This window comes from Planctomycetota bacterium (assembly GCA_016207825.1).
Lineage (GTDB): Bacteria > Planctomycetota > MHYJ01 > JACQXL01 > JACQZI01 > JACQZI01.
In genome coordinates, this window is record JACQZI010000018.1 from 48170 (window position 1) to 60830 (window position 12661).

Consider the following 12661-nt stretch of genomic DNA (forward strand, 5'->3'; position numbering starts at 1 on the left):
ATGAGCGATGCTTGGTTATAATAAACCGTTCCCTCTGGCTTTTCTCCTGTTTGCTTTTGTTGTTTTCCTCATCCCCGCTAAGGCAGACGGTCCTGTCAAATCAATGATTATCACGCCTTTTACCCCATTTGCAAGGATTTTGCCTGCCCAAAAGGCTTCGCCGGTCATTAATAAAAAAGATGGCGCTGATACGAAGAAAGAAACTGCTTCCGAGCGCCTCGCAAAGCTGGAAAAAGAAATAGAATCCCTTAAGGCTGAGAATATAATCCTGGCGAATGACAACCGGGAATTGAAAAGTAAATTGAGCAGTATCTCGAGTTTTATCGAGGTCGCGTCTTCCTCCAGGAAAATAAACGAGGCGTACGAACTTATTTCGGCTGACGTTATTTTAGCCGATGATTCCTCCAGCTGGAGAAAGGGAATTACGATTAACCGCGGGAGCAATAGCAAGATTGAGGTCGGGTTGCCCGTGGTTTACGGTAAATACCTGGTCGGCCGGGTGGTGGAATGCGGCCCTTTTAACAGCCGGGTGCAGCTTTTGACGGACCCTGTCTTTAGGATAAAAGCCTTTGCAGCGGCTTCCCAAAAAGTGCCTTCCGAGAAGAAAGAAAAGAAAGACATACCCGAAACAATTCAGGCCGTACCGGAAAAAACAGCCAAACCAACCGCCTCGGGCAACGGCGTCCTGGAGGGCAAATCCACGTCCGAATGCATCCTTAAGTATATATCCAGGAGCATACCGGTTGAGGAAGGCTGGATAGTTTTTTCTGCCCAGGATATTTCGGAAACTTACCCGAAGGGCTTGCTTATCGGCGAGGTCGTTGCGGCGAAGCAGGAAAGCTATTTTTCGTTGTTGACGGTAAAGCCGTTTCTGGATTTTAACAGCCTGGAGAATGTTATAATCATTAAGAAGAAATAAGATGCGGATTAATTCTTTGTTTATTATCGTTGCTTCCGTTTTGACTTTATTCTTACAGTTGACGCTGTTGCGGTTCGCGGAAATCGCGAGCATTAAGCCGGAGCTCTTGTTTATATGGGTCATAATGAGCTCTTTCTATCTTCCTTTGCGCTCGGCAGTTTTTACGAATTGGCTTATCGGTATTATGGCGGATGCGACCTCTAATTCAAGTTTGGGGACGATGGGTTTTTTATACCTGCTGGTCGGTTTGGCAATATCCTTGTTAAGGGAAATGTTTTTCCGGGAAGATATTGCCGCCAGGGTCGGCATCACCTTCATTTCCGTTTATTTTTGCCATTTCCTTTACGGGGCAGGGATGTGTTTTGCCAGGGGGTCGCTTGATTTTTGGTTTATAATAATAAAGCCTTTTGGCATTGCTGTTTACACGACAATAGCCGGGATAGCTTTTTTCTTTGTCTTGGCCATTATCGAACGTGTCGTCCAGGTGAAGCGTTTAAGGGATGAACTTAAGCCTTGAAAGTCATTTTTTGGGGCAGGGCAGCCTTATAGTGAATTTCGTCCCTTTCCCGACAGCCGTCTCAAACGAAATCCTTCCTTTATGGAGCTGGATAATCTTACCGGCAATGGCTAAGCCCATCCCGACACCTTTGGGTTTGGTGGTGAAAAACGGGTCGTAAATTTTATCCCGGTAAGAAGGTTCTATCCCCTTGCCGAAATCGATAACTTCAATAATGATTTCTTCGGCGTTCTTGAATTCGTTGTATTCAGTGTATGCTTTTAGAATTACTTTGTCCGTATCCGCCTCAAGCGCATTAAGCCCCAGGTTAATCAATACTTGCTTTAACTGCTCGGAATCAGCGGAGCAAAATATTTTCCCTTTGATTTCTTTTTGGATTTTTACGGGTTTGGCGGTTTCCTTGTGTTCAAGAAGGATGGCAACCTCGTCCACGATTTGCCCGATATTGCAGTACTGGAAACAAACCGGCCTTTCCCTGGCGAAATCTATGAATTCGGTGATTATTTGGTTGAGGCGCTTTGTTTCTTTAATGATAATATCCATCAGCTTTTTCTCGTCCGGGGAAAGCTTGTCGAGAATGCCCAATTCCTGGGCGGCGCTTCTTATGGATGCCAGCGGATTTCTTATTTCATGCGCGATTGACGTGCTCATTTCGCTCAAACTTTGCCACCGCTCTGCCTGCTTGGTTATTTCCGCGGTTTTTCTGGCGAGCGTGACATCGTTAAACAATACGATGGTTCCCCTCGTTTTTTCCTGGGAGTCTTTTAACGAAGTCGTGCCGAATTCTATGAAGTAATCGTTTTTATCATCCTTGATGGTTATTTCGCCTGAAGAAATCTGGGAATCGAGCAAGGCATCGTGCAACTGTTTGTAGTTTGGATGATCGAAAATATCTTTTACTTCCGCCCCTTCTGTGAAGATATCTTTAGGCAGCCGCAGGAGTTTGCGGGCTTGAAGGTTGTAAAAAGCGATTTTACCCTGCAGGTTGATTACCATGAGCCCGGTTGACATTCCCTGAAGGATTTCTTCGTTAAGGATTCTTTCGTGGCTGAGCTCGATCGTCAGCCGGCCGGACAGGAACGCCACAAGATGCAATGCCAGCGCAAAGAAGAAAAGGTACGGCAGGGCGAAACTCAAATTGCCGCTTACGTCTTTGATATATTCATTGGGAAGAAATGGCAGCGGGCGGTTATAATGGACGCCGAGGAAATAAATTATGGTTATTCCGGAAAGGAATATCGAAGCCAGCGAAGCGAAAATAAAGCTGCTCCGCGCGGAAATTAACAGGGCTCCTGACACGATGGAGGCAAAATAGAGGTAAATAAAAATGCTTCCTCCTATCCCGCCGGTGAAATATATAAGCAGTGTTTCTATCAATATATCGAGGGTTATTTGAAACATCGCTTGTTTCCTGAGTGAAATCCATGTCCACCTGATAGCAATGAGATACAGGATGTTGATAAAACAGGCGAATATCAGGATGGTGTAAGCAGAGATGAGATGCGGGGGAAAAGATTTAAATGTCTTTTGCTGGTATAAGATGATTGCGATAAGCGCCAGGATGGCAATCATCAGCCGGATGAACAGGAACCATTTCAGCCGGCTTTGCAGGCCGGCTGTTTCATAGGAAGAGATTTTTTTAGTATTCGTTTCAGGCGAAGTAGTTTCCATTAATAAATTACTTCTTACCCATTACCGCCGACTGGATCTTGAAGATCGGCATAAACACCGCCAGGACGATTCCGCCTACCACGGCGCCCATCACGCCGATCAATAACGGTTCGATCATGGATGTCAGCGATTCAACCGCGGCAGAAACCTGCTGGTCGTAGAAATCGGAAATCTTTTCCAGAAGCGCTTCCAGTGCGCCAGATTTTTCGCCTATTCCGATCATCCTTGTGACCATCGGCGGGAATATTTTATTTTGAGATAGGGGTGCGCTTAGGGTTTCCCCTTTACGCACGCTTTCCTTTGCGTCGTTAACCGTGTCTTCGATCAATATGTTTCCCGATGTGCTTGCCACTATTTCCAAGGCGCCTAAAATAGGAACGCCGCTTTTTATGAGCGTGGCAAAAGTCCGGCAGAAACGGGATACCGCTACTTTGGTAAACAAATCCCCGAAAACCGGGGCATTCAGTGATAGCCAGTCCATTACGCGCGCGCCCTTTTTAGTTTTCTTGAATGCGCCGAATGCAAAAATCAAACCGACTATTGCGCCGATCCAGATATACCAATAGTTTTGCATGGCATCGCTTGTTCCCATGAGTATTTTAGTGGGTAGCGGCAGTTCGATGCCCATACTGGTGAAAATCGATTTGAATTTCGGAACGATGAAAATCATCAGTCCGCCCACGATAAGGAATATCATTGCAAGCGAAATGACCGGGTAAGTCATGGCGGATTTGATTTCTCGTCTCAAAGCCTGTGTGCTTTCCTGGTATTCGGCCAGGCGCACCAGGATTGCATCCAATTGGCCGCCGGCTTCGCCGGCCCTGATCATGCTGACATAAATACGGGCGAATACCTTGGGATAGGCTTCCAGTGATTCGGAAAAATCTGCGCCTCCTCTTACTTTCTCGACCACGCCTCCCAGCGTTAATTTAAAACTTTCATTATCGGTTTGCTCCTGCAGGATTTCCAGCGATTCCAGAAGGGGAATGCCCGCTCCGATCATCGTTGATAACTGCCGTGTAAACACCATCAGGTCGTCCGCTTTAATTGACGAACCGGCTTTGGGCCTAAACAAGGCAAAACCTCCCTTTTTGTCGGAAGCCGCTTTGACCGTCAGCACCGTTAATCCCTGTTTTTTTAGTTCGATAGTTGCTTCGGTAGGATTGATTGCAGAAATGGTTCCTTTCTTGGGTTTTCCGTCAGCGCCTCTTACGGTGTACAAATATTTAGGCATTATTCAACCTCCTGTATAAATAGATTTAAGTATTGCTTAAAACTTCTTCAAGGGATGTTAATCCTTTGATTACATTTACGATACCGGCTCTTCTTAATGTGTTCATTCCTTTGCTGACGCCGTATTCGCGCATTTCTATGACGGAACTACCTTTGATAATCATTTTTCTTACTTCGTCATCGACCTCAAATACTTCATAAAGGGAAACCCTCCCTTTATAACCGCCGTGGCAGCGCGGGCATCCGACCGGCTTAAAAAGTTTTACTGTTTCAGATTCTTGGGGAGTAAAACCGACCGCGACCATCCGTTCCGGCGGTAGTTTCATCGGTTCTTTGCAGTGGGTGCATAGCCGTCTTGTCAGCCGTTGATTGGTTACCAGTAAAACTGCGGAAGCAACCATAAAAGGGTCAATGCCCATATCCGTCAAACGGCTTATTGTAGAAACCGCATCATTCGTATGAAGCGTTGAAAAGACCAGGTGCCCGGTGATTGCGGCTTTTACCGCAATATCGGCTGTTTCCAGGTCGCGCATTTCCCCGATCATGATAATATCCGGGTCCTGTCTTAAAAGCGCCCTCAAAGCGGCACCAAATGTCATTCCCTGTTTCGGGTTGACCGGTACCTGGATGACGCCGGGCAGCTGGTATTCCACAGGGTCTTCCACCGTGCTGATATTATCATTGGGTGAAAAAATCTCTTTTAATGAGCAATATAAAGTTGTTGTTTTGCCGGCACCGGTCGGGCCGGTTACCAGAACCATTCCGTATGATGAATTGATTGCCCGGTGGAAAGCATCCAGGTCGCGCGATTCAAACCCTAAATCTTTTAAGCTTAAGGTCAAAGATGATGAATCCAGCAAGCGCATTACCACTCTTTCGCCATGAACGGTGGGGGTGGTGCTGACCCGGAAATCAATCCTTCTTCCCGAATACTTTATTTGGAATTTTCCGTCCTGGGGGATACGCCTTTCGGAAATATCCAGCCCGCACATTATTTTTATCCTGGAGGCGATGGCGTTGCCTAAGCGTTTCGGCGGGAAAAATATTTCGTTCAGGATGCCATCCTGGCGGAAACGCACGCGTATTTTTTTCTCGTAAGGTTCGATGTGGATATCGCTTGAGCCCTCTTTTAAAGCCCGCATTAATATCATATTAACCAGTTTTATGACGGGTGATTCGCCTGCCTCGGAGGTTATCTGGAAAAGGTCTAATTCTTCATCCTCTGAGTCTTCCTTTAATTCCATCTCAGGACCGCCTACATCCTGCAAGAGTTCTTCCAGCTTGTGGTCTTCCGGGTTGTAGAATCTTTTTATGGATCTTTGCAGGTTGCGTTCCAGCGCCAGTACCAGCCTTAATTCACAATTGGTTATCATGCGTATGTCATCCAGCTTGAAAATGTCAAACGGGTTTGATACGACAATCGTCAGGATATTCCCGATTTTGGATATAGGCAGGGCGGAAAAAGATTTTGCTTTTTCCTCGGGGAAATCCTTCAAGGCTTTTTCATCGGGATGTATTTTCTCTATGGATATCGGAGGAATCCTTACGTCTTCGGCCAGTGCGCTTAATATCACGTCTTCGTTAAGAATATTCCGTTCAATCAGCACGTCCACGAAACCCAGCGACTCTTTTTTTGTTACTTCTATCGCCTCGTTAATCTTTTCCTTGCTCAGCAGTCCTTTTTTCAGGATGATGCTGTTTACCCTTTTGTCGACGGCTGTTATCATAAAGGCGTATTATATTTTTTTATCCGGTCGTTGTCAATATCTCTTGTCCGCAATTTTAAGGAGAAAAACGATAAGTTAATTTTCATCTGTCCCGGTTTTCGAAGGGATATCCGGTATGCGTTCGATATCCGCGCCGAGCGAGATTAGTTTTTCTTCTATCTTTTCATAACCGCGGTCAATATGATAAATACGCTGGATTTCGGTCGTGTTATCGGCGACCAGTCCGGCCATAACCAGGGCGGCGCTGGCGCGCAAATCTGATGCCATTACCGGGGCGCCGTGCAAGGCTTTTACCCCGTGTATAATCGCGTAATTGCCTTCTTTCCTGATATTCGCGCCAAGGCGGTTTAATTCGGCGATATGCATGAACCTGTCCGGGTAGATTTTTTCGGTAATCACGCTGATGCCTTCGGCCAGGCATAAAAGAGTCATTATCTGCGCCTGCAGGTCGGTTGCGAATCCCGGATAGGGCAGGGTGGTAATATCTGATGGCGTTATCTTTTTAGTATGTTTGACCGTGCATTCTGTTTGGGAGTTTTTCTCCACAGTAATGCCCATTTCTTTCAGCTTGTCGAGCATGGCGGAAAGGTGGTCAACCCGGCAGTTCCGGATCGTTATTTCGCCTGAAGTTATCGCCCCTGTCAGGATAAACGTCCCCGCTTCAATCCTGTCCGGGATAACCGTATGCTCGGCGCCTTTCAACGATTTGACGCCTTTGATGACCAGGCGGTGCGTTCCGATGCCTTCTATTTTAGCGCCTGTTTTGACGAGGAAGCTTGCCAGGTCCTGGACTTCGGGTTCGGATGCCGCGTTTTCTATGACGGTGGTTCCTTCGGCGAGCGTTGCCGCCATCAGGACATTTGCCGTGCCGGTGACGGTCGAGCCGAAAGCTCCGCCCAAATATATTTCCGCGCCTTTTAATCTTTTGGTTTTGCTGATGAGATATCCGTGTTCATAATTGATATCGGCGCCCATCATCCTTAAGCCTTTTTCGTGGAGGTCAATCGGCCGCACTCCGATGACGCATCCGCCGGGCATGGAAACCTTGGCATAGCCGCGCTTGGCGATAAGCGGTCCCAGGACGCAGATGGAAGCGCGCATGGTCTTGACCAGCTCGTAACGCGCGGTTGATTGTTTTTCGGAGATAACCTCCGTGATAATATCGCCATTGGCTTTTCGCTCGGATTTTACGCCGAGCTCTTTCATTATGTCAAGGAGCGTGTCCACATCGCGTAGGCGAGGCACACCTTTTATGGTGTTTTTGCCTTCCGTCAAAATAGTCGAAGCGATGATAGGTAGTGCCGCGTTCTTTGAGCCGCTGACAGTGACCTTTCCCTTTAAAGGCCTGCCGCCCTTAATAACAAATTTATCCATAGATTAATTTATCCTCCTATAGTAATGATAGTTAGTCCCTATTCTTTTTTCCTTCTGTCATGCCTGCCCCTCTCCCCACGCCGGGGCGGGGTTCGGGGACACCCGATAATAGGGAGTCCCAGAATGGGGCAGAAGCAGGCATCCAGTTCGCATCTGGATTCCCGTTTTCACCCCATGTCCCCGCTTTGCGGGACATGGACTCCCTTTTGGTCCCCGTAGCGAAGCGGAGCGGGAATGACATAGCAGAAGCCTAAATACGTTAGCTATATAAACCTTTTTATTATTGCCAGGTTTTTTTCGGTGGCGCCTTGCTGCGAAGCGATTACGTCAATTCCCTTTTTGCCTGTTTCTTTGAGCCGGGTTAAATCAGACAGCAATTCTTTCAGTTTATGGAGCAGTTCTTCCTTATCCTTAACCATAAACCCGGCGCCTGCCTTAACTAATAAATCGGCACTTTCCCGGAAATTATACACAAAAGAACCGAAAATCACCGGTTTTCCCAAAGCCGCCGGTTCGAGCATATTCTGCCCGCCACGGTCTATCAGGCTTCCGCCGACAAAAACTATCGATGCGAGCGAATAAATCATGCTTAATTCGCCCATGGTATCCAGAAAGATAACATAGTTGTTAGATGTTAGTTGTTCGTTGTTAGAGGGTTTGCTGCGCTTCAGGCAGGCGAATCCCTTTGACTTAATCAGGCTTTCCACCTCGCAGAATCTTTCGGGATGGCGGGGAGCGAGTATTAATTTCAGATTGCTGATTGTAGCTTTTAGATTAGAGTAAATATCCAGGAGAATTTCCTCTTCCGGTGCGCTTGTGCTACCGGCTATCAGCACAATATCTTTGTCCCTAATCCCCATCTCATCTTGGAGTTTGCGAAGCGGAGCGGAGTCCCGCTCTGCGGGAGGATTTTTAATCATATCGTATTTCATATTCCCCGTTACGGTGATTCTTTCTTTGGGAACGTTCAGTTGGGCATATCGTTGGGCGTATGTCTCGTCCTGGACGCCGAAATGGCTGAGCATAGCAAGTGACGGCTTGAATATCAATCCGGATTTGCTGTAACGATTAAATGATTTTTCGGTAATTCGGGCATTTAAAAGCAATACCGGGATTTTCATGCCGGATGCCGCCCTGATGAAATTAGGCCAGATTTCCTGCTCTAATAGTATTATAAGTCTTGGGTTAATCCGCCTTAGGGCTCTTTTAACCACCCATGATAAATCTATAGGGAAGAATATGCACAGGGAGTTGGGATACTTCTTCCTGATAAGCGACTGGGCAGTTGGGGTAAGGGAAGAAAGCACAATAGCGTAATCAGGATAATCCGTAAGCAATTTCTCGATAAGGAGCTCGACTGATTTAAGCTCGCCTACAGATGCGCCATGCAACCAGATTGATGGTTTATCTATTTTCGGGATAAAGCCGAATCTCTGCCATAATCCCATCCGTGCTGAAGGCGTGGTAATAAACTTTACCAGGTAATACGGCAGGACGATGATAATGGCGAGGATATAGATAATATTAATAATGAATGACATGGCGCCTATTCTAAATTACTTCCCTTAGTTTGGCAAGAAAATCGCTTCGATATAACTTTCCGCCGGAGGCGGATTTTCCGATAGCTTCGGGATGAAAAGGTGGTTAGGTCTATAGCCCTGTACCACAAGTAAAACCATAACCGCAGATTAACGCTGATTATGCGGATTAATATCCTTCCAGTGAGGGCGATTTCTACTTGACAATAAGACTGAGAAGCGAGTATACTACGGTAAATTATCAGAATGGCAAAGGGAAATTAGTATTGCATAGCGGAGCGCGGAGCCGCAGCGAAGTCCCGAATGAAACTTCGGGGAAGTCCCGACTGTCGTCGGGGTGTCCCCGGATTTTCCCCGGATTTCAGCAACTCACTTGGTTCGAAGTGGCACTAATTATTTATACCTGATTAGGATATAACGGCTAAGGCCGGCTTGGTAGTGGCGTCCGCCGACGATAATCTTGCCGTCTGCCTGGATTTTTACATCATTGGCATACGTATAAGAGCCTGTTGTCGGCACAATGATGATGCCATCAACTCCGAATCCGGTATCAATCGTCCCATTAGTATTATAGCGCGCTAGAATGATTCCGTTACCAATATAACCTGCCACTACTATCTTGCCGTTAGCCTGCAGGCTCATTCCGTAATACCCTATCTCCTTATAGGTGGCAATGGTTTGGGTAACCACGCCATTGGTGCCGAAGGAACTATCAAGCGCGCCATTGGCATCATAACGCAGGATAAAACCGAAATAATCATTATTCAGATTGGATGTATATCCGCAAAGAAGAATCTTGCCATCGCTTTGTAACGCGATATCATAGGCTCTCTCATCATTATTGGCTCCGGCTGCGGTGGTAATTGCTCCGTTTATGCCGCAGGTTGTGTCCAGTGTGCCGGTCACGGTATAACGCGCCAAGGCAGTAACATAACTGGTATCATTATATCCGGCCAGCAGAAGCTTCCCGTCCGGCTGGAGTTCAAGAGCCAAGCCGACACTGCTGCCGGCGCCTATTAAGCTGGTGATTACCCCGCCCGTGCCGAAAGTCCCGTCAAGCACGCCGGCATCCGTGTAACGCGCCAGGGCGAAGGCAAAATTTGCATAGCCGCCAGCAACAATCTTCCCGTCCGGCTGGATTTTCAGGTCATTGAATACGCTGCTGCCTATGTCAAGAGTTGTGGTGATAATACCATTTGTGCCGAAGGTCGCGTCCAGAGCGCCGGAGGCGGTGTAACGCGCAAGAGCAGATTTACTAAAACCGGATGAGGCGTATCCGGCGGCGACAATCTTGCCATCCGCCTGAATCTCGATTCTTGAGATTTGGTCGTTTGATGCCCCTACGGTATTGGTTACGGCTCCGTTCGTGCCGAAGGCGTTATCCAAAATACCGGCAGTAGTATAGCGCGCTACGGCGAAATCTTCATTTGAGCTGACAGACGAAAACCCGGCACCTAAAATCTTGCCGTCTGCTTGAATCGCTAATCCGTTAATATAGCAGGAATCGCCTATAACCGAGGTAACGATTCCGGCTGTGCCGAAATCGGTATCGGTAATGCCGGTTGCTTCATAAATGCCGCTGGAACCGGTGCTTACGGATTTATCTTTGCTGTCGCTGTTGAAGCAGGTGCCGCCGTAGCTGATGATGCCGATGGATAATAAGGTGATTATAATAACCGTTTTGCCGACTAGGATTTTTTTCATAGTCGCTCCTCTTTTCTTTTTTAATACGCGACTAATATAGATTCCGGGCTCATCCCTGTCAAGATAATTATTCCTGGTAGTGTGGTGCACTCTTTGGTAGTGTGGGACACTCTTCCCAACCACAACAAAATCAATCTGATACAGGCGATTTTCCCTGCTGTATTTGATAAAGGATATCTGCCCCGCTATTTTATCTATTATCCCCAGCCTTTGGCCGGTAAATCCTGAACTTAAGCCCAAAAACTCCATTTTATTCGTTCCTAATAACTCAATATATCGCGTTTGGCCGATTAAAACATGCCACCCTATATCTATAATACTAAGGACTTATACCCTAATTTCCATAAGAGCATTTTTGATTTTCGGCAGGTGGTAGGGGGGTATGGTAGGGTCCAATACCCCCTTTGTAACAATCTAATACCCTAAAGCAAACATCCTAATGGGTTAAACAGAGTAAATCCAATGGGGGGTAGGGTAGGGGGTAACGGCCTAAAAGGCTGGGAATAATACCCCAAAATAAACATTCTAATCCCCTAAAGCAAACAGGCTACTACCCTAAAGCAAATATCCTAACGGTCTTGGCATGCCGAAACCAACAGGGGGTAGGGTAGGGGGTAATACCCTGAAAGATTAGAAATAAGGGGTGCGGAAAAATAAAACAGTAAGCTGTTGATAAGTTAACTATATATGTATTAACACACCCTCCCCACCATAACTACGCCACACAACCGCATATCCCATCCCTTGCATATTCATATACTACATCCACGCCTTACCCTATACTATCCGCTGTAGGGACGGATAGTATAGATTATACACGCCAATATCTTATTCTCAAAATTGTCCTTATGCCCCCTAAATTAAACCGTCATTTCTTCGATTGCTTTAGGAAGAGAAGAGGTGAGTATTTCACAACCGTGTTCGGTGACCAGTACCATATCTTCTATCCTGATTCCGCCTTTGCCGGGCAGATAAATCCCCGGTTCAATGGTGAATACCATTCCGGGCTGGAGAAGGTAAGGTTTTGGCTTCATCGACGCGGGCATGGAATAACGCCTGATGCGCGGGAGTTCGTGGACTAATCTACCGACGCCGTGCCCTAACCCGTGCCCGAAGTTTTTACCGTAGCCTTTTGATTCGATAAATTTACGGGCGGCCCTGTCAAGCTCTACCGAATCAATCCCCGGTTTTACCAGGTTAATCGCGCGTTGCTGCGCTTCGCGGACAATCTCATAAATATTCCTCCAGAAAGGCGACGGTTTCCCCAAGAAGACCACACGGCTGGTATCCGAATTATATTGGTTGACGCAGGAGCCCCAGTCAAAGAGCACAAACCCGCCTTTTTTCAGTTTATTATCGCCGGCAGTGGCGTGTGGGAGCGAGGCGCGGCTGTCCGCGGCGATAATTGATTCAAAAGCCGGATGGAGCGAACCGCGCTTTCTCATCCGGTATTCCAGTTCTGCGGCAACCGCCTGTTCGGTCATGCCGGGTTTTAACAGGCGCTTGACTTCCTTAAAAGATTCATGCGAGCATTTTACCGATTCGCGGATGCATTCGATTTCTTCCGGCGTTTTAACCGCCGCAATATTTACGATTACGCCCTGGGTGGATTTAAGCCTGGTATAAGCTGGCAGTTGCTTTAATATATATTTAACACCTGCATATGACAAGGCGTCTGATTCAAAACCGAGTTTCTTGATGCGGTATTTTTTCACCAGTTCGATAACCTTATCAACCAGTCCTTTTTTATGCTCGATAATCCTAAAAGCGCTGACTTCATTCTGCGCCTGTTCGGTATAACGGGAATCGGTTATCAGGAACGCCTGCTTAGGTGTTACCAAAAGGTAAGTATCATCCCCGCTAAAGCCGGAGATATATTGGACATTAGGGGTTTTTGTTACTAGAAAGGCATCTGCTTTTTGTTTCGTTAGTTCAAGCCGCAGTCTTTGAAGGGGTGTTATTGTATTCATAAGTTTAT

9 protein-coding genes are annotated in these 12661 nt (G+C 46.9%); 2 read left to right on the plus strand and 7 right to left on the minus strand.

What is annotated here, in order from left to right:
- Window positions 1–7: 7 nt before the first annotated feature.
- On the plus strand, window positions 8–919 hold the full coding sequence (locus HY811_07735) for a rod shape-determining protein MreC (GenBank protein MBI4834689.1): 912 nt from the start codon (window positions 8–10) through the stop codon (window positions 917–919).
- 1 nt (window position 920) lies between these two features.
- Entirely contained in the window at window positions 921–1436 is a 516-nt protein-coding gene (mreD, locus tag HY811_07740; GenBank protein ID MBI4834690.1) for a rod shape-determining protein MreD, read from the plus strand.
- A gap of 3 nt (window positions 1437–1439) precedes the next feature.
- Here mreD and HY811_07745 read toward each other — a convergent pair whose 3' ends face one another.
- The 7 genes from HY811_07745 to HY811_07775 form a co-directional block, all read right to left on the minus strand.
- Window positions 1440–3107 (minus strand): PAS-domain containing protein, encoded by a 1668-nt coding sequence (locus HY811_07745; GenBank protein ID MBI4834691.1) that lies wholly within the window; start codon window positions 3105–3107, stop codon window positions 1440–1442.
- Window positions 3108–3114: 7 nt separating this feature from the next.
- A complete protein-coding gene (locus HY811_07750; protein ID MBI4834692.1) occupies window positions 3115–4341 on the minus strand; it encodes a type II secretion system F family protein in 1227 nt (408 codons plus the stop codon).
- A gap of 25 nt (window positions 4342–4366) precedes the next feature.
- A complete protein-coding gene (gene pilB / locus HY811_07755) occupies window positions 4367–6067 on the minus strand; it encodes a type IV-A pilus assembly ATPase PilB (GenBank protein ID MBI4834693.1) in 1701 nt (566 codons plus the stop codon).
- Between the two features lie 75 nt (window positions 6068–6142).
- Window positions 6143–7441 carry a UDP-N-acetylglucosamine 1-carboxyvinyltransferase gene (murA, locus tag HY811_07760; GenBank protein ID MBI4834694.1) on the minus strand — a complete coding sequence of 433 codons (1299 nt, stop codon included), beginning with the start codon at window positions 7439–7441 and terminating at the stop codon, window positions 6143–6145.
- 263 nt (window positions 7442–7704) lie between these two features.
- Window positions 7705–8982, minus strand: coding sequence for a 3-deoxy-D-manno-octulosonic acid transferase (locus HY811_07765; protein MBI4834695.1), 1278 nt, complete (start codon window positions 8980–8982; stop codon window positions 7705–7707).
- Between the two features lie 390 nt (window positions 8983–9372).
- Entirely contained in the window at window positions 9373–10683 is a 1311-nt protein-coding gene (locus HY811_07770; protein ID MBI4834696.1) for a hypothetical protein, read from the minus strand.
- 860 nt (window positions 10684–11543) lie between these two features.
- Entirely contained in the window at window positions 11544–12653 is a 1110-nt protein-coding gene (locus HY811_07775; GenBank protein MBI4834697.1) for an aminopeptidase P family protein, read from the minus strand.
- Window positions 12654–12661 lie beyond the last annotated feature (8 nt).